The following is a 21,483-nucleotide window of genomic DNA, read 5'->3' as shown; positions in this document are numbered from 1 at the left end:
GCATGTCCCGCATCACGGCTGGCATCGATGTCGGCGGCACTTTCACCGATCTGCTGCTGCAGGATGCCGAAGGCCGCGTGCGGCTGGCCAAGGTGCCGACCACCACGCCGAACCAGGCGGAGGGCGTGCTGGCGGCGATCGCGGCGGCGGGCAGTTCCCCGGCCGCGCTCGACCTGATCATCCACGGCACCACTGCGACGACCAACGCCGTGCTGGAACGCAAGCTGGCCAAGGTGGGGCTGATCACCACCGCCGGCTTCCGTGATGTGCTGGAACTTGGGCGTCGGACACGGCCCAACCCCTATGGCCTGAAAGGCAGCTTCGAACCGCTGGTGCCGCGTGAATGGCGGCGCGAGGTGTCGGAACGCATGGATGCGCGCGGCGCCGTGGTCACGCCACTGGATGAAGACGCCGTGGCGCGCGAGGTCCGTGCCCTGCTGGCCGAGGGCTGCGAGGCGCTGGTGGTGCATTTCCTGCACGCCTACGCCAACCCCGCGCATGAACGCCGCGCCGGCCAAATCGCGCGCGCCATCTGGCCGAATGACTACGTCACGCTGGGCCATGAGCTGCTTTCCGAATTCCGCGAATATGAACGCGGCACCACGGCCGCGGTGAACGCCGCCGTGCAGCCGATCCTGGACCGCTACATCACGCGCCTGCAGGCGCAGCTCGCCGCACAGGGCCACAAGCGCGAACTACTGGTGATGAACGGCAATGGCGGCACCGTGCCGGCCAGCCTGGTTGCGCGGGAGGCGGCGAAAACCGTGATGTCCGGCCCCGCCTCCGGCGTCATGGCCGCGGCGGCGACACTGGCGCAGAGCGGGTTGCGGAACGCCATCACCTACGACATGGGCGGCACCTCCACCGACGTCGCGCTGATCGCGGGCGGCGTGCCGGAGGTTTCGGCGGAACTGTCCATCGCCTATGGGCTGCCGATCCATCTGCCGATGGTGGATGTGCGGACGGTCGGCGCCGGCGGCGGCTCCATCGCCGGGATCGATCGCGCCGGGATGTTTCGCGTCGGCCCGGAAAGCGCGGGCAGCCTGCCGGGGCCGATCTGCTTCGGGCGCGGCGGCACGCGGCCCACCATCACGGATGCCAATCTGGTGCTCGGGCGGCTCGATCCTGCGCGGCTGCTGGCGGTGCAGGACACTGTGCCCCTGGAACGCATTCGGGAAAGCTTCGCGGAGCAGATCTGCGCGCCGCTTGGCATGAGCGTGGAACAGGCGGCGGAGGCGACGCTGCGGCTGGCCAATGTGCATATGAGCGGCGCGATCCGCATGGTCTCACTCTCCCGCGGCCATGACCCGCGCGATTTCTGCCTGTTCGCCTTCGGCGGCGCCGGGCCGCTGCATGCGGTGGCCCTGGCGCGGGAGATCGGCATCCCGATGGTGCTGGTGCCGGCGCGGCCTGGGCTGACCAACGCGCTGGGCTGCCTGGTGGCCGATTTGCGGCAGGATGCGGTGAACACGCTGAACCGCGGGCTGGACGACATCACTGAATCGGAAATTACGGAGACCTTGACCGCGCAGCGCGATCGTGCGCTCGCCGTGGTCACCGCCGACAGCGCCGAGGTGGAGCGGACAGACGTGCTGCACGCGGCGGATATGCAGTTCCGCGGCCAGACCCATCTCATCCGCGTCGCCCTGCCGCGCGCGGACATGACCCGCGCCGAGATCCAGGCTGCCTTCGAGACCGCCTATTTTGCCCGGTTTCAGGTGCAGCTTCCGGAAATTCGCGCGGTGCTGGTGAACCTCATCACCACCGTCATCGGCCGCCGCCGCGCCTTTCCGCTTGCATCATTGCTCGATCCTGCCGCGCGTGTCGGGGAAGCGAGAGTTGGAGAGCGTGACCTCTACGCCGAGGGCACCTGGCATCGTGCCCTGGTGTGGCAGCGGGAAAGCTTGGCGGAAGGCGCGCGCATCGCGGGCCCGGCCATCATCCAGCAGGCGGATGCGACGACGGTGCTGGAACCACGCTCCGAAGCCGTGGTCGATGCCATCGGCAATCTTCGTATCACGGTACTGGCATGATCGATGCCCTGACGCTCGCGGTGATCCAGGCCGGCTTGCAGCAGGTCTGCAACGAGATGGACATCACCTTCTCCCGCACCGCGTTTTCGCCGGTGATCGCGGAGGCGGATGATCGATCGGATGGCATCTACGCGGCGGAGGATGGCGCGCTGATCGCGCAGGGCGAGCTCGGCCTGCCGGTCTTCGTCGGCACCATGGCGCATTCGGCGGCACATCTGGTGCGACTAATTGGCGAAGGTGCGGTGGCGGCGCCGGAGCCGGGCGACATCTACATCGTCAACGACCCGTATCTGGGCGGCACGCATCTGATGGATGTGCGCTTTGCCAGGCCCTTCTTCGTCGATGGCGAGCTGTTTTGCTGGCTTCAGAACACCGGCCATTGGCCCGATATCGGCGGCATGGTGCCTGGCGGCTTTTCCGCACATGCGACGGAAATCGAGCAGGAGGGCCTGCGCCTGCCGCCCGTTAAACTGTTCAAGAAGGGCGTGCTGGACCGCGAGATCCTGTCCATCATCCAGTCCAACATCCGCGTCGCCGACCAGCGCATCGGCGACATCAAGGCGCAGGCCGCGGCTTTGCTGGTTGGCGAGGCGCGGCTCGCGGAAATGGTCGCGCGCTACGGCCTCCCCACGCTGCGCGATGCCATCGCCGGCATTCGCGCGCGCGCAGCGGAACGGATGCTGGCGGAAATCCGGCGCATCCCGGGTGGCGTCTACCTGGCTGAAACTTTCGTGGATTCGGACGGTGTGGTGGATGCACCGCTGCGGATCGCGCTGACCGTCACGCGGCAAGGTGATGAGCTGGTCTTCGATCTGGGCGATTCCTCGCCACCCTGCCAGGGTCCGATGAATTCCGTCTGGGCCACCACCTGTTCCGCCGTCTATCTCGCGATGAAGCACATCTTCCCCGATGTGCCGATCAATGCCGGCACCTTCGCGCCTTTGCGCGTGATCCGGCCGGAGGGCACGTTTCTGGACGCGCGCTATCCACGCCCGGTCTCCGGCTGCGCTGCGGAAGTGTCACAGCGGATTGCGGAGGCCGTGTTCCTTGCCATCGCGCAGGCGCTGCCGGGGGAAGTCTGGGCCGCACCCGCCGGCACCTCCGGCAATTTCGCGCTTGGCGGCTTCGACCCGGCGCGCAACGCGGGCTATGTGATGTACCAGATCACCGGCGGCGGCTATGGCGGCAATGCGGAGGCCGATGGGCTGACCAACGGCTGCTCCACCATCGGCATCAGCAAGACCGCCCCGGTGGAGGTGATGGAGCAGTACTATCCCGTCCTGTTCCGGCGTTTCGCGATTCACGAAGCCTCCGGCGGCGCCGGCGCGCATCGTGGCGGTTTTGGCGTGCACTACGAAGTTGAGCTGCTGCGCGGCGAAGCCAAGGCAAGTTTCGTCATGGACCACGGCCGCTTCGGGCCGCCCGGCGTGCTGGGTGGCGGGGAGGGCGCGAAGAATGTGGTGAAGCTGCATCGCAGCGGCACCACCACCATCCCGCTACATCTATCGAAGGACCAGGGGCTGCATCTGCGGGCCGGTGACCGGGTGGAGGTGATGACGCCTGGCGGCGGCGGCTACGGCAATCCGCGCGACCGCGACCCCGTGCTGATCGCGCAAGATGTGCGGCGTGGCTATTACACCGCGGACCAGGCGAAGGCGCTGTGGGGATGACGGCCTATCATCGCCCCACGACGCTGCAGGATGCGCTGGCCATTCGCGCGGGCGCGGATGTGGCGGTGCTGGCCGGAGGCACGGATGTCTTTCCCGCCCGCACGGCGCGCGCCGCCTGGGGTGATCCGACGCATAAGGACGTGCTGGATATCAGCGCCCTGCCCGGCCTGCGCGGCATCGAGGAAACCGATGAGGGCTGGCGCATCGGCTGCCTCGTTACCTGGTCTGCGCTGACGCGCGCGGCGCTGCCGCCCTTGTTCGACGGGCTGAAGGCCGCCGCGCGTGAAGTGGGCGGCATGCAGGTGCAGAATCGCGGTACGATCATCGGAAACCTCGTCACCGCCTCACCGGCCGGCGACGGCATCCCGAACCTGCTGGTGCTGGACGCTGCGGTGGAGATCGCGGGGCCGCGCGGCACGCGCAGGCTTTCGGTGGTCGATTTCCTGACCGGCTATCGGGCGACGGCGCTGGCAACGGATGAACTGGTGACAGCCCTGCATGTGCCGCGGCTGGCGGGCGCGCAGGGTTGCTTCCGCAAGCTCGGCGCGCGGCATTACCTGGTGATTTCGATTGCCATGGCGGCGGGCGTCATCGCCACCGATGCCGTCGGGCGTATCACCACGGCACGTGTCGCGCTCGGCGCCTGTTCGGCAGTGGCGCAGCGCCTGCCGGGGCTCGAGGCCGCACTGGTCGGTGCGGACCGCAGGCTGGCCGCGCAGATGGTGCAGCCGCATCATCTGGAGCTGCTGGCGCCGATCGACGACATCCGCGCCAGCGCCGCCTATCGCCGTGACGCCGCGCTGGTGCTGCTGCAAGACCTGTTGCAGTTGCGCACATGATCGACATCGCCTTCACCCTGAACGGCGCGCCTTGCACCGTCTCCGCGCCCCCCTTCGCGCCGCTGTCGGATACGCTGCGTGAACGGCTCGGCCTGACCGGCACGAAGGAAGGCTGCAACGCCGGCGATTGCGGCGCCTGCACGGTGCTGGTGGATGGCGCCCAGGCCTGCGCCTGCCTGGTCCCTTCCGCGCAGGTGCAGGGCGCACAGGTGGAGACGGTAGAAGCGACAGAAGGCGCGGTGGGCGTGGTGCTGGCGCGGCTGCGCGCCGCCTTCCTCGCGCATGGCGCGGCGCAGTGCGGCATCTGCTCGCCGGGCATGCTGATGGCGGCAGCGGACCTGCTGCTGCGCGATGCGGCGCCGGATCGCGCGGCGGTGCGGGATGCGCTGGGCGGCGTGCTGTGCCGCTGCACCGGCTACGCCAAGATCCTGGACGCGGTGCTGGATGCGTCGCCGCAGGCCACCCCCTCACCACTGGCGGGCGAGGCGGTCGGCGCCAGCATCGCGCGGCTGGATGGCGCGGCGAAGCTGGATGGCACGGATCGTTTCGGGGCGGATGAGGCACCGGCGGATGTGCTGTGGCTGCGCGTGGTGCGGTCGCCCCATGCCAGCGCGCGTTTCTCGCTCGGCGATCTGGAGGCGGCACGGCGAGACCTGGGGCTGGAGGCGATCCTCAGCGCCGCCGATGTGCCGGGTGTGAACGCCTTCGGCATCATGCCAAATCTCAAGGACCAGCCCGTGCTGGCCGATGGCCTCGTGCGCTTCCGGGGCGAGGCTGTACTCGGGCTGGTGGGGGCGCGGGACGCGGTGATGGTGGTACGCGATGCGGCGTTGCCAATCACCTGGCACCCCCTGCCCGCGCTGCACGGCGCTGCCGCGGCATGCGCGGCCGATGCGCCACAGATCCACGCGCATGCACCGGGCAACCTACTGATCGAGGGCCGGCTGAACCGCGGCACGCCGGCGCGTGATGCCGCCAATGCGGAGGGCTGCTTCACCACGACCTTCGTCGAACACGCCTATCTCGAGCCCGAAGCCGGCTATGCACAGCCCGCGCCCGATGGCGTCGGCATGGAGATCTTCGCCTGCACCCAGGCGCCGTATATGGACCGAGAGGAAACCGCGCGCGTCCTCGGCGTGGCGGAAGACGCGGTGCGCATCCGGCCCAGCGCCTGTGGTGGCGGGTTTGGTGGCAAGCTGGATGTCTCGGTGCAGCCCTTGCTCGCGGTTGCAGCGCGCAAGCTGAACCGCGCCGTTCGCATTGTCTATTCGCGTGCCGAAAGCATGGCGAGCACCACGAAGCGCCACCCTGCCAGCATCACCGCACGCCTGTCCGCCGATGCGGAAGGCCGCTTCAGCAGCTACGAATTCGATGCGGATTTCAACACCGGCGCGTATGCCAGTTGGGGCGCGACCGTTGCCAACCGCGTGCCGGTGCATGCCGGCGGTCCCTATCGCATCCCAAACCTGCGCAACCGCGCCCGCGCCATCTACACCAACGACACGCCCGCCGGCGCCTTTCGCGGTTTCGGCGTTCCGCAGGCAGCGATCGCGACGGAGTCGCTGGTGGATGACCTGGCCGCGCAGCTCGGCCTGGATCGATGGGAGATTCGCCGCCGCAACGCCATTGGCCGCGGCGACACCACGCATAGCGGCCAGGTGCTGCACGCCTCCGCCGGGCTGCCGGAATGCCTGGATGCGCTGAAGCCGGAATGGGATGCCATGCTTGCGCAGGTGACCGCACACAACGTGACGGCGCCGCGTGTGAGGCTCGGCGCCGGCATTGCCTGCATGTGGTATGGCTGCGGCAATACCAGCATGTCCAACCCGTCCCGCATGAAGCTCACGCTGGCGCGCGATGGCACGCTGACCTTGTTCAACGGCGCGGTGGACATCGGCCAGGGCAGCACCACGGTCATGGCACAGATCTGCGCGGATGCACTCGGCCTGCCGCTCGCGCAGTTCCGCTATGTGCTGGGTGATACGGCGCGCACCTTTGATGCCGGCAAGACCAGCGCCTCCCGCCAGACTTTCGTCAGTGGCCGCGCCGCGATGGAAACGGGGCTGGCGCTGCGGCGGCGCATCCTGGCGCTGGCCAATGCGGGGGAGGATGCGGCCCTGAGGTTGGAAGGCACGCAGCTTCACGTCGGCAGCGCGCGCGTGATCGACCTGGCCACGCTGGCGGAAGACCTGGAGGCGGAAGGTCGCTACGATCCGCCGACCACGGCGCTCGACGAGAACGGCCAGGGCACGCCCTACGCCACCTATGGCTTCGCCGCGCAGATAGCGCTGGTGGCGGTGGATACGGCGCTGGGCGTCACGAAGGTGCGGCGGATCGTCGCAGCGCAGGATGTCGGGCGGGCGGTCAATCCCACGCTGGTGCTCGGCCAGATCCATGGCGGCATCGCGCAGGGCCTCGGCCTGGCACTGATGGAGGAATTCATCCCCGGCCGGACCGAGAATCTGCACGACTACCTGATTCCGACCGCGGGCGACGTGCCGGAGATCGAGGTGCATCTGATCGAGGACCCCGAACCCGAAGGCCCCTACGGCGCCAAGGGCGTTGGTGAGCCAGCACTGGTGCCGACCGCGCCGGCCATTCTCTCGGCCATCCGCCACGCCACCGGAATCACCATGCGCCAGGTGCCCGTGCTGCCGCATCGGCTATGGGAACAGATGCGATGAGCGACCATGGCAGCCTCGCCGCACGGTCCCAGAAGTTCGGGGCGGCGGAGGGCGACCAGGGCATCGTGCGCTGCGATGCCTGCCCCGTGCTGTGCCGCATCCGCCCCGGCCGCAGCGGCGCCTGTTCACGCTATGACAACGAGAATGGTCAACTGGTCCGCACCGACCCGGCGGTGACGCTGGCGCGCGCCGTCGAGACGGGCGAGCCGGTCGTGGCCTTTGCGGAAGGTGGCTGGGATGGGCAGTTGCTCGATCCCGCCCGCGCCTTTGTCACCGGTATCGGCGCGGGCACCACCTATCCCGACTACAAGCCCGCGCCCTTCATCGTTGGCGCCAGCCATGCGGGGGTGGATACCGTCACCATCGTGACGGAGGGAATCTTCAGCTATTGCGGCGTGAAGGTGAAGATCGACACGGATCGCCACCTGGGAGCCGAGGCCGCCGCCGTGCGCGCGAATGGTGAGCAGGTGGGCCATGTCACCACCGCCGAATATGGCAGCCAGATGCTGTCCCTCGGCGGCGTGCGGCATCTCACCGGCGGCAGCAAGCGCGAGGGCACCACCACCTGCGACACGCTGCTGAAGCTGTGCGCGGGGGAGGCGGTGGAGCTCACCATCGATGGCGGTCACGCCGTGCGCGTGCAGGCCGGCCAGGCGCCGGTGGTGGACGGGAAGGCGGAGGTGCGGATGCGCGTCGGCTGCGGCAGCGCCACCATCGGCATCTTCGCGCAGCAATGGCTTGGCCAGGTGGATGAAGTGATCGTGGTGGATGACCACATCACCGGCCAGCTCTCCGAACATCAGGCCGGCAAGGTGCTCGGCATGAAGCCCACCGGCATTCGCCTGCGCGGGCGGCGATCGACGCCGGGGCGGTATTTCCAGGTGGCCAATCCCGGCCTCGGCTGGGGCGGCACGGATATCAGCGATCCGCTTTCCATCATTGAGGCGATCGACCCGAAGACGGCCTGGCCCGGCCTGCGCCTGCTGCTGACCTCCACCACGGGTGAGGATGCGCTCTGGTGCGTGCTGGATGAGGCGCTGCGCCCGATACCCGCCGAGATGCCCGCGGGCGTTGCGAAGGTGGTGGAACGCATTGGCGAGAATTGCGAACCCTCACTCTGCACCGTCATCTTCATGGCCGGTGCCGGCGGATCGCTGCGCGCGGGTGTCACGGAAAATCCCGTGCTGCTGACGCGCAGCGTGGCCTCGGGCGAGACGCGCGTCACCATGGGTGGCGCGCCGGTCTATCTCTGGCCCGGCGGTGGCATTACCGTCATGGCGGATGTGCTGCGGCTGCCGAAGAACGCGTTTGGCTATGTGCCCACGCCCGCGCTGGTCGCGCCCATCGAATTCACCCTGCCACGCGCGCTGTATGAACGCCTCGGCGGGCATGTTTCCGAAATTGTGCCGGTGCAGGATCTTCTCCGAGATCTCGGGCCCGCGTTGCGCATCGAGGATTGGCAGGCGGGCAATCCCTGGCCTTTCCCGGGGTGATGCCCAGCGTGCAGCGCCTGACTGGCGATCGGCTGCATCTGCAGCACGGCCCGATCGACGTGGTGCTGCGCGCCTGGGGTCCGCCCGATGCCGTCGCCGCGGCGGAAGCGGCGGCCACTGCGCGGTTCCAGACGGTGCTGGACGAGCTAGCCGCCGAACTGCCGCTGCTGCGCCGCGCCGCCGATCCCGCCACGCCACCGCGCGGCGCCATCGCGCAAAAAATGCACGCTGCCTGCCTGCCCCATACGGCACGCAGCATCTTTGTCACGCCCATGGCTGCGGTGGCGGGCGCCGTGGCGGATGCGCTGCTGGCGGCGATGCGGGATGCCGCGCCGGGCCTCACCCGCGCCTTCGTCAATGATGGCGGCGACATCGCCGTGCTGGCCGGCGATGGCCTGGACATCGGCATGGTGGCGAACCCGCTGCCCGGCGGTGGCTTCGATGGCGCGCTGCATCTGCGTGCGACGGATGGCATTGGTGGCGTTGCCACCTCCGGCCGCTATGGCCGATCTTTCTCGCTCGGCATTGCCGATGCCGTCACCGTGCTGGCGCCCAGCGCCGCCGCGGCGGATGTGGCGGCGACGCTGATCGCCAATGCGGTGGATGTGGCCAGCCCGGCCATCATCCGCCGCCCCGCCTGTGCGCTGGACCCGGATAGCGACCTCGGCGCGCGTCTGGTGACAATGGAGGTCGGCGCACTCACCGCGACCGAGATCACCACCGCCCTCGCATCCGGCGCCGCCTTTGCCGAAACCTGCTGCGAGGCCGGGCTGATTTGCGCCGCCGCGCTACGCCTCGGCGGGCAGTTCTGCCTTGCCGGTGCGAAAACCCTTCTCCTGAAGGAGCCAGACCGATGACCCAGACGCTGCACATCCGCAAGACCGTGCTCTGCGTGGAGGAGGTGCACCATGATGGCGGCCCGCCCCTCACCACCCCGCTGCGCAAGGGCTGGTGCGCCGTGATCCTCAAGAATCCCTTTGCCGGGCGGCATGAGCCGGATCTGATGTGGATGATGGAGGCGATGAAGCCCATCGGCCTGATGGTCGCCAAAAAGCTGCTCGCCGGCCTGGGCGGCGACCCGGCGCGGATCGAGGCCTATGGCAAGGGCGGCCTGGTCGGCGCGGAAGGGGAGTTGGAACACGGCGCGCTGTGGCACGTCGCCGGCGGCTATGCGATGCGCGGCCTGCTCGGCCAGGCGCTGTCCATCGTGCCGTCGATGACCAAGGTGGGGCAGATGGGCGCGATGCTGGACCTGCCGATTCATCACCGCAACGCGGCCTATGTGCGCAGCCATTTCGATGGCATCACCGCCACCGTGCCGGATGCACCGCGCGCGGATGAAATCCTGTTCGCCCTCGCCATGACCACCGGCGGTCGCCCGCATGCGCGTGTCGGCGGGCTGACGCAGGATGCGATCAGCGCCTGGGACGGGCAGCGCTAAAGCGTGACGGCTTGAGGTGGAAGCACCGGAAAATTCGAATCACGCGACCAGACACTTCACGCAACCTCGCCCCTGCACGCCGCGTCCTATGTGGCAGATGATGAAGGAATCGACGATGCAGCTTCACGGAATCCATCACCTGACCGCGGTCTCGGCCGATGCGCCGGGCAATCACGACTTCTACACCCGCATCCTCGGCATGCGGCTGGTGAAGAAGACGGTCAACCAGGATGATGTCAGCGCCTACCACCTGTTCTACGCCGATGGCCTGGCCAGCCCGGGCACCGACCTCACCTTCTTCGACTGGCCGGTCGGGCCGGAACGGCGCGGCACCCAGGCTATTACGCGCAGCGCGCTGCGCATCGCCGGCGCCGAGACCTTCGCCTACTGGGCCGCGCGGTTCACGGAACACGGCGTGAAGCACGGCCCGGTGCAGCTTGTGGCGGGGCGCCAGCAGCTCGATTTCGAGGATCCGGAGGGCCAGCGCCTGACGCTGCTGGATGATGGTGGCACCGGCCCCTTCCACCCCTGGGATCGCAGCCCGGTGCCGGCGCAGCACCAGATCCGCGGCCTCGGTCCCATCACCCTCAGCGTGCCGGACCTCGCCCCCACCGCCCTGTTCCTGACGCAGGTGATGGCGATGCGCCCGGCCGGCGACCACCCGGCGCCGGATGATCCGCGCAGCCGCATCCATGTCTTCGAGATGGGTGAGGGCGGCCCGGCGGCGGAGTTGCATGTGCGGGTGGAGCCGCATCTGCCGCAGGCCCGCCCCGGCGCCGGCGGCGTTCATCATGTCGCCTTCCGGGTGCGGGATGATGAGTATGAGGGCTGGGTGGATCGCCTGCAGCGCCTGCGCATCCCCTCCAGCGGCCCGGTCGATCGCTTCTACTTCCGCAGCCTGTACACGCGGGAGCCAAACGGCATCCTCTACGAGATTGCCACCGACGGCCCCGGCTTCGCCACCGATGAGCCGATGGACAAACTGGGGGAAAGCCTCGCCCTGCCACCCTTCCTGGAGCCGCGCCGCGCCGAGATCGAACGCGGGCTGAAGCCGCTCTCGACGCGGTGAGACGGTCAGGCCCGCTTTACTGCGCGCCCAGGCCCGCCGCGATCCAGCCGCGGCGGGCGGCCGAAGCGCGCGGCATAGGCGCGGGAGAAATGCGCCGCGCTGACGAAGCCGCTGGCCATCGCCACCTCCAGCACCGACAGCGCGGTCTGCTGCAACAATCGCCTGGCATGGTCCAGCCGCAGGCCGAGGTAATGCGCGCCGATGGTGCAGCCGAGATGGCTGCGGAACAGCCGCTCCAACTGCCGCACCGAAAGTCCGGCGGATTCGGCCAGCGCGTCGCGCGGCAGCGGGTCCTCGATGGCGCGCTCCATCTGGTCCAGCACCGCCAGCAGGCTGGGGTGACCGGTGTCGTAGCGTTCGCGCAGGCTCATCCGCTGCGGCTCATCCCCCGCGCGCGGCCTGGTGTGCAGGAACCAGTCCGCCACGGCGAGGGCCAGGGCGCGCCCGTGCGCCGCGGCGATCAGCGCCACCATCATATCGAGCGCCGCGGTGCCGCCGGAGGCGGTGCTGCGATCGCGGTCCACCTCATACAGCGACCGGGTCAGGGTCAGGCTGGGGAAGCGTTCCGCCATGGCCGGAATGTATTCCCAATGCGCGGTGCAGCGATAACCCGCCAGCAGCCCGGCACGAGCCAGGATGTAGGGGCCGCCGGAGACGCCGCCGATGCGGATGCCGCGCGCCGCCTCGGCCCGCAGCCAGGCCAGCGTTACGGCATCCTCGAAGCCCGCGGGGTTGCCGCCGGCGCAGACGAACAGCGCATCCACCTGGCCGGGCTGGTCCGTGCCCTGTTCCGCCACGATGGACACGCCGTTGGACGCGCGCACCGGCAGGCCATCCGGCGAGATATGCACCCAGCGGTAGAGCTCGGCGCCGGCCAGATCATTCGCGGCGCGGAAGGGCTCCACCGAACAGGCATAGGTCAGCATCGGAAAGCCGGGTATCAGGACGAAGCCGACCCGCAGCGGCGCCGCGCCGGGCTTCAGCCCCAGCCCATCACGTGCCACCGGCCCGCGAGGGTCTGGTGGCCCGGAAGCGGGGAAGCGGCTGGTTGGCGTGCTTGTCATCTGGACACGTCATGGTGGCGCCCCGACCTGGCGCTGTCTACCGGCGGCTGCGGCCCAAATGCGGGGGACCCGCCCTGGATTCCCGCGGGGGTCCCGACCTGGCTCAAGCGGGGGACCCGCCTCGGCCCAATGCGGGGAACCCGCGCGATTTCATTTCGTTCACGTCATTGCGTTTCGGCGCCAACGTCATCTTTCACTCAAGGAGTCCGCCATGCGCATCAGCGCCGGCTGCCAGATCACTTACGAATGCCCGCAGCCGACCCCGATGCTGCTGATGATCAGCCCGCATCCGTCCCGCACCCCGGACCTGATCGGCCCGCACCAGGTCACTTTCGAGCCGGCCATCCCCGCCCGGCACTACCGGGATGGCTTCGGCAACACCTGCACGCGCATCGTCGCCCCCGCCGGGCGGCTGGTGATCTCGACCCGTCTGCTGGTGCAGGATACCGGGCGGCCAGACCCGCTGCTCCCCTATGCCCGCCAGCACCGGGTGGAGGATCTGCCGGATGAGGCGCTGGTCTACCTGCTGGGCAGCCGCTACTGCGACACGGACAAGCTGGGCGATTTCGCCTGGGCGCAGTTCGGCCAGGGGCCGGAAGGCTGGGCGCGGGTGCAGGCCATCTGCGACTACGCCCACAACCACATCAAGTTCGACTACATGAAGGCCAGCGCCACCCGCAGCGCGCATGACGCGCATCGGGAACAGGTCGGCGTCTGCCGGGACTTCGCGCATCTGGCCGTCACGCTGTGCCGCTGCGTCAACATCCCGGCGCGCTACTGCACCGGCTACCTGGGTGACATCGGCATGCCGCCGCCCTACGGCCCGATGGATTTCGCCGCCTGGTTCGAGGTGTATCTGGACGGCGCCTGGCACACCTTCGATGCGCGCAACAACACGCCGCGCATCGGTCGCATCCTGATGGCGCGCGGGCGGGATGCGACGGATGTCGCCATCACCACCACCTTCGGCCAGTGCACCATGACCGATTTCCAGGTCTTCACCGATGAGGTTCCGGCTTGAGTGGTCCGCCCGCCGTCAGCGTGGTGAATGAGAACGGCGCCTCGCCACTGGTGCTGGTCTGCGAGCATGCCAGCAACCACATCCCGGCGCGTTACAACGCGCTGGGCCTGCAACCGGCGGAGCTGCAGCGCCACATCGCCTGGGACGTCGGCGCGGCGGCGCTGGCCGGACGGCTCGCGGCGCTGCTGGATGCGCCTCTGTTCCTGTCCGGCTATTCGCGGCTGCTGATCGACTGCAACCGCCCGCCCGGCGTGCCCAGCAGCATTCCGCTGCGCAGTGAGGCGACCGACATCCCCGGCAACCAGGGGCTGACGGCGGCGGAGGTGGCGCAGCGTCAGGACGACTATTTCTGGCCCTTCCAGCACCGCATCGCGCGCTTCCTGGATGCGCGGCCGACGCGCTTCCTGCTTGGCGTGCACAGCTTCACCCCGGTGTTCCACGGCATGCCCCGCCCCTGGCAGGCCGGCGTACTGTATGGCGAGGCCACCGGCTTCGGCACCGCGCTGATCGCCGGGCTGCGCCAGGACCCCGCGCTGACGGTGGGCGACAACGAGCCCTACCGGATCGAGTTGGCGGAGGACTACACCGTGCCGGTGCATGGCGATGCGCGCGGCATCCCGGCCGCACTGATCGAGGTGCGGCAGGATCTTCTGGCCGATCCGGCCGGGATCGAGGCCTGGGCGCAGCGCTTGGCACCCATCTTGGCGGGAACCATGGGCTGAAACCGTCGCACTGAACGGTTTGGACTTGCACGGACCCTCGCGCAGGCCGATATCTCTGGCACTCCGAGGGGCCGAGTGCCAGCCCGCGCGGCTGTCCCCGTTGGGACGCGACATCCTCAAAAGAGTCCGACCATGAGCTTCCGCCCCCTGCAGGACCGCGTCCTGCTGCGCCGCATCGCGGCTGAGGAAAAGACCGCCGGCGGGATCATCATTCCCGACACCGCCCAGGAGAAGCCGCAGGAAGGCGAGATCATCGCCACCGGCCCGGGCGCGATCCACGCCAATGGCAAGCTGACGCCGCTGGATGTGAAGGCCGGCGACCGCGTGCTGTTCGGCAAATGGTCCGGCACCGAAGTCAAGATCGACGGGGAAGACCTGCTGATCCTGAAGGAATCCGACCTGCTGGGCGTCATGAAGGCCTGATGCCGGCGGCCGCAGGGCCGCCACGCCGTGCCTCTCATGCCTGGGCCATGCGCCCAACAAGGAACTGAAAAAATGCCAGCCAAAGACGTGCGCTTCGGCGCCGATGCCCGCAAGCGGATGCTGCGCGGCGTGGACACCCTCGCCCAATCCGTGAAGGTCACGCTCGGCCCCAAGGGTCGCAATGTGCTGCTGGCTAAAAGCTGGGGCGCGCCGCGCATCACCAAGGACGGCGTTTCCGTCGCCATGGAGATCGAGCTGCCGGACCGCATGGAAAACATGGGCGCGCAGCTCGTGCGGGAAGTGGCGTCCAAGACCAAGGACATCGCCGGTGACGGCACCACCACCGCCATCGTCCTCGCCCAGGCCATCGCCCGCGAGGGCATGCAGGCGGTTGCCGCCGGCATGAGCCCGATGGGCCTCAAGCGCGGCGTCGATGCCGCCGTGGTCGCGCTGGTGGCGGAGCTTGCCGCGCGCAGCCGCCCGATTGCCAGCGAGGCCGAGATCGCCCAGGTCGGCACCGTCTCCGCCAATGGCGAGGCCGAGATCGGCCGGATGATCGCAGAAGCGATGACCAAGGTCGGCAAGGAAGGCGTCATCACCATCGAGGAAGGCAAGATCGCCGCTACCGAGCTGGAGATCGTCGATGGCATGCAGTTCGACCGCGGCTATCTCTCGCCCTACTTCGTGACCAATGCGGAGAAGATGGCGGTCGAGCTGGACGCGCCCTACATCCTGATCTGCGAGAAGAAGCTCTCCGCCCTGCAGGCCTTCCTGCCGCTGCTGGAAGCCGTCGCGCAATCCGCCCGCCCGCTGCTGATCATCGCCGAGGATATCGAGGGCGAGACGCTGGCGACGCTGGTGGTGAACAAGCTGCGCGGCGGGCTGAAGGTGGCCGCCGTGAAGGCGCCGGGCTTCGGTGACCGTCGCAAGGCGATGCTCGAGGACATCGCGGCGCTGACCGGCGCGCAGGTGATCTCCGAGGATCTCGGCATGAAGCTCGAGAACGTCACGCTCGAGATGCTCGGTACCGCCAAGCATGTGCGGATCGAGAAGGAAACCACCACCATCGTCGATGGCGCCGGTGCGAAGGACGCGATCCAGGCGCGCATCGCCCAGATCAAGGCGCAGGTGGAGGAGACCACCTCCGACTACGACAAGGAAAAGCTCCAGGAACGCCTGGCCAAGCTGGCCGGTGGCGTCGCCGTCATCAAGGTCGGTGGCAATACCGAGGTCGAGGTGAAGGAACGCAAGGACCGCGTCGAGGACGCGCTGCATGCGACCCGTGCCGCGGTTGAGGAAGGCATCGTCCCCGGCGGCGGCGTGGCGCTGCTGCGCGCCAGCCTGATCCTGGCAAACCTGAATGCCGAGGATGCCGACCAGAAATTCGGCATCGAGATCGTCCGCCGCGCGGTGGCTGCACCGCTGCGGCAGATCGCCACCAATGCCGGCGAAGATGGCGCCGTGGTGGCCGGCGACGTGCTGCGCAACCCGGATCCGAATTGGGGCTACGACGCCCAGGCCGGCGAGCACAAGGACCTGGTCGCGGCCGGCATCATCGACCCGACCAAGGTGGTGCGCGCCGCCTTGCAGCACGCGGCTTCCGTCGCGGGGTTGCTGATGACGACCGAGGCGATGATCTGCACGGCGCCCGAGCCGGGCGAATCCGAAGGCTGAGCAACGGGCCGGAAGCGGGGTCTCCGCTTCCGGCCACCCGGCCTATTGTGCTGCGCGCACCAACTGGCCCGGCCGCGCGCCTGTCTCCTGCCCCCGTTCCATGATCGGCTGGCCAGAGACGATGGTCATGTCGTAGCCCTCCACCCGCTGCACCAGGCGACGGCCGCCGGCGGGCAGGTCGTAGATCATCTCCGGATGGTGCAGGCGCAGCGCCTCGAAATCGATGACGTTCACATCGGCCTTCTTGCCGACCTGCAACCGGCCGCGATCGGTCATGCCGAAGAAATCCGCCGTCTCGCTGGTCTGGCGCTTCACCGCGAATTCCAGCGACACGCGATCGCCGCGCACCCGGTCGCGCACCCAATGCGTCAGCATGAAGCTGGGCATGGAGGCATCGCAGATCACGCCACAATGCGCGCCGCCATCGGACAGCCCGTTCACCGTATGCGGGTGCAGCATCATGTCATGCACGACCGAAAGATCGCCGCCGACATAATTCACCACGGGGAAATACAGCATCCGCCCGCCATCATCGGCGGTCAGGTAGTCGTAGCAATAGGCCGCAGGGTCCTGGCCGGCCTTGGCGGCCAACGCGGCGATGGAACGCTCCGGCGGCGGCTCGTAATCCGGCGGGTCACCGAGGGCGAACATGTTGTCCCAGCGCGTCGCGATCTGCCGCGACAGCGGCGGCACCACATGCAGCAGCCGGGCCGAGGCTTCCTCCGCCAAAATCTTCGCCCGAATCGCCGGCTCCCGCAGTTTTGCCAGCTGCTCCTTTGGCGGCAGCGCCGCCAGTTCGTGAAAACCCTCGCGCAGGGCAAAGGGATTCAGCGAGGTGGTGAGGCCCAGGATCAAGCCCACCGGCCGGCAAGCCACCTGCGCGGATAGCGGCAGGCCATCGGCGCGGGCCGCATCCACATTCGCCATCAGTCGGCGCCAACGCTGCGGGTCGTAGTTGCGGTCCGTCAGCAGGAACCAGACCGGGCGGCCGGAGATGGTGGACAACTCCCGCATCCAGCGAAAATCCGCCGCCTCATCCTCGAAATCGGACAGCATCCCGAAGGTGCCGCGACCGGCGCGGCCCATGGCGCGGCCGATCGCCAGCAATTCCTTCTCCTCGGCATAGCGGCCGGGCACCAGGTCGCCCGTCGGCGTCTTGTGCTGGTCGGTGCGGGAGGTGGTGAAGCCGAAGGCGCCGGCGCGCAGCGCATGCTCCGTCAGCGTCGCCATCTCCTCCATGTCATCCGCCGTCGCCGCCTGCCGGTTCAGCCCGCGCTCGCCCATCACATAGACGCGCAGCGGGTGGTGGGCGATCTGCGCGCCGATATCGATGGTGCGCGGCATGGAACCCAGCACGTCGAGGTATTCCGGGAAGCTCTCCCAGTTCCACTTCAACCCCTCGGTCAGGGTGATGCCGGGAATGTCCTCCACCCCCTCCATCAGGTCGATCAGCGCCTTGTGGTCGCGCTTGCGGACCGGCGCGAAGCCGACGCCGCAATTGCCGAACAGCACGGTGGTGGCGCCGTGCCAGACGCTGGGCGCCAGCACCGGGTCCCAGGTGGCCTGGCCGTCGTAATGGGTGTGCACATCGACCCAGCCGGGCGTCACCAGCCGGCCTTCGGCCTGCACGTCCCGCTTCGCCGGCCCGGCCTTGCCGCCGACCTGCGTGATGCGGTCGCCGTCGATCGCCACATCGCCGATGAAGGCGGGCTGGCCGGTACCGTCCACGATGGTGCCGCCACGGATGACCAAATCGTGCATGGGAAGCCCCTCTGCCTGATGCGCCCCGAACCGGCGCTTGCATCCCAGTCTTGATATATTTGCCGGAAGCGGTGTCAATGCGCGCGGGGCGAACAGGGAACCGAATTGATGACGATCGAACGGCGCGACCTTCTGCTGGGCACCGCGGCGCTTGCCGCCGGATCCTCGCTCGGCGCCCCCGCCGCGCTGGCGCAGCGCGGCGGCCGCACCCTGCTGCTGGCCGCCCCCGGCGCGCCGGAAGGTTTCGATGGCGATGCGCTGCGCCCCGGCACCCAGGAAACGGTGGTGCAGGTCTATGAGGGCCTGACCCGCTACGGCCGCACCGAACGCGACGGCCGGCCCTACCTGAACCCGGACGTGATCGAGGGCCACCTGGCCGAAAGCTGGACCAGCTCCGCGGACGGCAAGAGCTGGGTCTTCAAGCTGCGCCAGGGCGTGAAAAGCTTCTACGGCAATGAGCTGACGGCGGCGGATGTGGAGTGGAGCTGGGCCAAATCCTTCGCCCAGCGCCGCACCGGCAATTTCATCGCCAATGTCGCCAACGTCACCGCCGTGAAGGCGACCTCCCGCTACGAGGTGGAATTCACCCTCTCCGCCCCCAGCCTGATCCTGCTTTCGGCGCTAACCCTGTATGTGCCGGGCATCTACGACAGCACCGAGGTGAAGAAGCACGCCACCGCCGAGGACCCCTGGGGCCTGAAGTGGATGGAGACCCACACCGCCGGCTTCGGCGCCTACCATCTCGATTCAGTGCGATCCGGTGAGCAGGCGGTGTTCGTCGTCAACCCGAACTACTTCCGCGAACAGCCGCATTTCAACCGCGTGATCTTCCGCGCCGTCCCCTCCGCCGCCGCCCGCATCACGCTGCTGCGCGGCGGCCAGGTGCAGTGGATCCATCGCCCGCTGCTGCAACAGGTGGCGGAGCTGCGCGCAGATCGGCGGGTGAAGACGCAGGACAGTTTCGGACGCACCATCGCCTCGCTGCGCATGAACCTCCGCTTCCCGCCCTTCGATAGCAAGCTGGTGCGGCAGGCCTTCAACTATGCGGTGGACAAGCAGGCGCTGATCCAGGGCGTGTTCTTCGGACTGGCGGAACAGGCACGATCCATCATCCCGCCCATCGTCGCCGGCTACGACCCCAGCGCCTACAAATATGACTACAACCCGGACCAGGCGAAGGCGCTGCTGGCGCAGGCGAATTTCGACTTCAACCAGGAGGTCGAGATCCTCTACAGCCAGATCTTCAACTGGGAGGAGGCGCTGTCGATCCAGGTGGCGTCCCAGCTTCAATCCATCGGCGTGAAGGCGCGCGCCGTGCGGATCAGCGACAGCGACATGCGCGCACGCGGCGCCCCGGCGCGGCAGGACATGCCGTTCTTCGCCTTCGAGGATGGCGGCATCGTGCTGGACCCCGTCTACACCACCTATCTGCTGGCGCATTCGCAGGGCGTTTCCAACCGCGCCCGCTTCGCCGATCCGCGCATGGATGCGCTGATCGACGAGGCGCGGCAGAGCCTGGACGTGCCGCGCCGCAACGACCTGATGCGCCAGGCGCAGGCGCTGTGGATGGAGGAAGCGCCGTGGATCGCCACCGTCTATCCCAGCGTGTGGGAAGCGATGGCGCCCAACATCTCCGGCTGGTGCCCGCATCCGGATGACCATGAGCGCTGGTACGATCTGAAGGTAGGTTGATGTCCGGGCTTCTCGCCCGGCGCATCCTGCTGGTCGTGCCGCTGCTGGCGGTGATCCTGTTGTTCACCTTCCTGCTGGTGCGGATCAGCGGCAGCGATCCGGTCGGGCTGCTGGCCGGCCCCACCGCGACGACGGAGGAAATCGCGCTGGTCCGCGCCTCGCTCGCGCTCGACCAGCCGATCTGGGTGCAGTTCGGCGTCTATTTCGGCCGCGTGCTGCAGGGCGACCTCGGCAATAGCTGGCTGAGCAACCGCCCCGTACTGGCCGAGATCCTGGACCGCGCGCCGGCAACGATCGAGCTGCTGTTCTGGGGCGTGCTGATCGGCGCGGCCATCGGCATCCCCACCGGGCTGCGCGCCGCATTCCGGCCGGATGGCGCCTTCGATCAGGTCACGCGCTTCCTGTCGCTGCTGGGCTTTTCCGTGCCGACCTACTGGCTCGGCCTGATCATGCTGTTCGTCTTCTTCTACCTGCTCGGCTGGGCGCCGCCGGGGATGGGGCGGATCGACCTGTTCCTGACGCCACCGGACCGCATCACCGGCAGCTACCCGATCGACGGGCTGCTGGCGGCGGATTGGGAAGCCGCCGGCTCCGCCTTCAGCCAGCTTGTGCTGCCGGTGCTCTGCGTCGCAATCATCTCCGCCGCGCCGATCATCAAGCAGACGCGGGCGATCGCGCTGGAGGTGCTGGCCTCGGACTACATCCGCTACGCCCGTGCGCAGGGTCTGCCGCATGGGCAGGTCCGCGCCATGGCGCTGCGGAACAGCATGACGCCGGTGGTGACCTTCATCGGCACGGAGATCACCGGGCTGGTCGGCACAACCTCCCTCATCGAATACGTCTTCGCCTGGGGGGGCCTCGGACAATATGGGCTGTCGGCCATCATCGCCGGGGATTTCGCCGTGGTGCAGGGCTATGTGCTGGTCCTGGCGCTGTTCTCCGTGCTGGTGTTCCTGGCGGTGGATGTCTTCGTCATGCTGACCGAGCCGCGCGCGGGGGCGGCACCATGAGCGCGACGGTCGCGGCCCCGCCGCGCTGGGCGCTGCGCATTGCCGGCATCACGCGGCGCAGCCCGACCCTGGCCATCGGCGCGGCCATTCTGCTGGTCTTCGGGCTGATGGCCATTTTGGCGCCCTGGATCACGCCCTTCGACCCGGTGCAGGCGCAGCCACGCAATGTGCTGGCACCGCCGGGCGGGGCGCATCTGTTCGGCACAGATGGCAACGGGATGGATGTGCTGTCCCGTGTCATCGCGGGTGCCGGCTGGGCTTTTGGTATCGCGATTCCGGCGGTGCTGGTGGGGCTGCTCGCGGGCGTACCGCTCGGCCTCTACACCGGGTATCGCGGCGGCTGGCCGGACGAGATCATGATGCGCGGCTTCGATGCGCTGCGCGTGTTTCCCTCGATCATTCTCGCACTCGCCGTGGTCGCTGCCGCGGGGCCTTCGCTGCTGAATGTGGTGCTGGTGATCGGCTTCCTCGACAGCCCGGTCTTCGCCCGCGTCGTGCGGGCGGAAGTCATCGCGCTGCGCGGTTCCACCTTCGTCGAATCCGCCGTCGCCGCGGGCAACCCCACCTGGCGCATCCTGTTCGTGCATATCCTGCCCAACGCCATCCAGGGCGCCATGGCGCAGACGGCTGTGCGCGCCGCCTGGGCCGTGCGGATTTCCGCCACGCTCGCCTTCCTCGGCGTCGGGATTCAGCCGCCGACTCCGGAATGGGGCGCGATGATCCGGCAAGGGGCGGAGTATCTCGTCACCGGCCAATGGTGGGTCGGTATCTTCCCGGGCCTGGCGCTGATTCTCATGGTGCTGGGGCTGAACATGCTGGGCGATGGGATGCAGGACATGCTGGACCCGCGCCGGAAGGCCGCCACGCGGTGATACCGTTGCCTCAGA

Annotated in this window: 17 protein-coding genes; 15 read left to right on the top strand and 2 right to left on the bottom strand. The window is 68.6% G+C overall.

Annotated features, from left to right (window positions below):
• Positions 1 to 2 precede the first annotated feature (2 nt).
• The 8 genes from ACFHNC_RS17275 (at position 3) to ACFHNC_RS17240 (ending at position 11,229) form a co-directional block, all read left to right on the top strand.
• The gene (locus tag ACFHNC_RS17275) at positions 3 to 2,033 is read left to right on the top strand and encodes a hydantoinase/oxoprolinase family protein (protein WP_437170478.1); all 2,031 of its coding nucleotides are present in this window, start codon (positions 3 to 5) and stop codon (positions 2,031 to 2,033) included.
• The gene (locus ACFHNC_RS17270; RefSeq protein WP_437170477.1) at positions 2,030 to 3,703 is read left to right on the top strand and encodes a hydantoinase B/oxoprolinase family protein; all 1,674 of its coding nucleotides are present in this window, start codon (positions 2,030 to 2,032) and stop codon (positions 3,701 to 3,703) included. Before ACFHNC_RS17275 ends, ACFHNC_RS17270 begins: the two co-directional genes overlap by 4 nt.
• Positions 3,700 to 4,542: an FAD binding domain-containing protein gene (locus ACFHNC_RS17265; RefSeq protein ID WP_437170476.1), complete on the top strand. Its 843-nt coding sequence runs from the start codon at positions 3,700 to 3,702 to the stop codon at positions 4,540 to 4,542. Before ACFHNC_RS17270 ends, ACFHNC_RS17265 begins: the two co-directional genes overlap by 4 nt.
• Entirely contained in the window at positions 4,539 to 7,226 is a 2,688-nt protein-coding gene (locus tag ACFHNC_RS17260) for a molybdopterin-dependent oxidoreductase (RefSeq protein ID WP_437170475.1), read from the top strand. Before ACFHNC_RS17265 ends, ACFHNC_RS17260 begins: the two co-directional genes overlap by 4 nt.
• Positions 7,223 to 8,719, top strand: a complete 1,497-nt coding sequence (locus tag ACFHNC_RS17255) for a 6-hydroxynicotinate reductase (protein WP_437170474.1) — start codon at positions 7,223 to 7,225, stop codon at positions 8,717 to 8,719. The genes ACFHNC_RS17260 and ACFHNC_RS17255 overlap by 4 nt, the downstream gene beginning before the upstream one ends.
• 8 nt (positions 8,720 to 8,727) lie before the next feature.
• Entirely contained in the window at positions 8,728 to 9,576 is an 849-nt protein-coding gene (locus ACFHNC_RS17250) for a UPF0280 family protein (RefSeq protein ID WP_437170473.1), read from the top strand.
• Positions 9,573 to 10,160: an amino acid synthesis family protein gene (locus tag ACFHNC_RS17245; protein ID WP_437170472.1), complete on the top strand. Its 588-nt coding sequence runs from the start codon at positions 9,573 to 9,575 to the stop codon at positions 10,158 to 10,160. Before ACFHNC_RS17250 ends, ACFHNC_RS17245 begins: the two co-directional genes overlap by 4 nt.
• Positions 10,161 to 10,275: 115 nt before the next feature.
• Entirely contained in the window at positions 10,276 to 11,229 is a 954-nt protein-coding gene (locus ACFHNC_RS17240; RefSeq protein ID WP_437170471.1) for a ring-cleaving dioxygenase, read from the top strand.
• Positions 11,230 to 11,234: 5 nt separating this feature from the next.
• Here the strand turns inward: ACFHNC_RS17240 and ACFHNC_RS17235 are convergent, their stop codons facing one another.
• Positions 11,235 to 12,293: a GlxA family transcriptional regulator gene (locus ACFHNC_RS17235; protein ID WP_437170470.1), complete on the bottom strand. Its 1,059-nt coding sequence runs from the start codon at positions 12,291 to 12,293 to the stop codon at positions 11,235 to 11,237.
• A gap of 211 nt (positions 12,294 to 12,504) precedes the next feature.
• On the opposite strand from ACFHNC_RS17235, the gene ACFHNC_RS17230 reads away from it, so the two are divergent.
• The 4 genes from ACFHNC_RS17230 (at position 12,505) to groL (ending at position 16,133) form a co-directional block, all read left to right on the top strand.
• Entirely contained in the window at positions 12,505 to 13,314 is an 810-nt protein-coding gene (locus ACFHNC_RS17230) for a transglutaminase domain-containing protein (RefSeq protein WP_437170469.1), read from the top strand.
• Positions 13,311 to 14,036, top strand: coding sequence for an N-formylglutamate amidohydrolase (locus tag ACFHNC_RS17225; RefSeq protein WP_437170468.1), 726 nt, complete (start codon positions 13,311 to 13,313; stop codon positions 14,034 to 14,036). The genes ACFHNC_RS17230 and ACFHNC_RS17225 overlap by 4 nt, the downstream gene beginning before the upstream one ends.
• A 132-nt stretch (positions 14,037 to 14,168) precedes the next feature.
• The gene (gene groES, locus ACFHNC_RS17220) at positions 14,169 to 14,459 is read left to right on the top strand and encodes a co-chaperone GroES (protein WP_437170467.1); all 291 of its coding nucleotides are present in this window, start codon (positions 14,169 to 14,171) and stop codon (positions 14,457 to 14,459) included.
• A 72-nt stretch (positions 14,460 to 14,531) separates the two neighbouring features.
• Positions 14,532 to 16,133 carry a chaperonin GroEL gene (gene groL / locus ACFHNC_RS17215; RefSeq protein WP_437170466.1) on the top strand — a complete coding sequence of 534 codons (1,602 nt, stop codon included), beginning with the start codon at positions 14,532 to 14,534 and terminating at the stop codon, positions 16,131 to 16,133.
• Between the two features lie 42 nt (positions 16,134 to 16,175).
• On the opposite strand, the gene ACFHNC_RS17210 is transcribed toward groL, so the two are convergent.
• Entirely contained in the window at positions 16,176 to 17,894 is a 1,719-nt protein-coding gene (locus ACFHNC_RS17210; RefSeq protein ID WP_437170465.1) for an N-acyl-D-amino-acid deacylase family protein, read from the bottom strand.
• Positions 17,895 to 18,002: 108 nt separating this feature from the next.
• Between ACFHNC_RS17210 and ACFHNC_RS17205 the strand changes: the two genes are divergently transcribed.
• Genes ACFHNC_RS17205 through ACFHNC_RS17195 form a run of 3 tightly spaced genes read left to right on the top strand, consistent with a single transcriptional unit; the run spans position 18,003 to position 21,468 of the window.
• Positions 18,003 to 19,586 (top strand): ABC transporter substrate-binding protein, encoded by a 1,584-nt coding sequence (locus ACFHNC_RS17205; protein ID WP_437170464.1) that lies wholly within the window; start codon positions 18,003 to 18,005, stop codon positions 19,584 to 19,586.
• Positions 19,586 to 20,596 carry an ABC transporter permease gene (locus tag ACFHNC_RS17200; RefSeq protein ID WP_437170463.1) on the top strand — a complete coding sequence of 337 codons (1,011 nt, stop codon included), beginning with the start codon at positions 19,586 to 19,588 and terminating at the stop codon, positions 20,594 to 20,596. The genes ACFHNC_RS17205 and ACFHNC_RS17200 overlap by 1 nt, the downstream gene beginning before the upstream one ends.
• Positions 20,593 to 21,468: an ABC transporter permease gene (locus ACFHNC_RS17195; protein WP_437170462.1), complete on the top strand. Its 876-nt coding sequence runs from the start codon at positions 20,593 to 20,595 to the stop codon at positions 21,466 to 21,468. The genes ACFHNC_RS17200 and ACFHNC_RS17195 overlap by 4 nt, the downstream gene beginning before the upstream one ends.
• Positions 21,469 to 21,483: the final 15 nt, after the last annotated feature.

Origin of the sequence: Falsiroseomonas sp. E2-1-a4 (assembly GCF_051433165.1) — a bacterium.
In the GTDB taxonomy this organism is placed as follows: Bacteria; Pseudomonadota; Alphaproteobacteria; order Acetobacterales; family Acetobacteraceae; genus Falsiroseomonas.
This window is presented reverse-complemented; position numbering and strand designations above follow the sequence as displayed.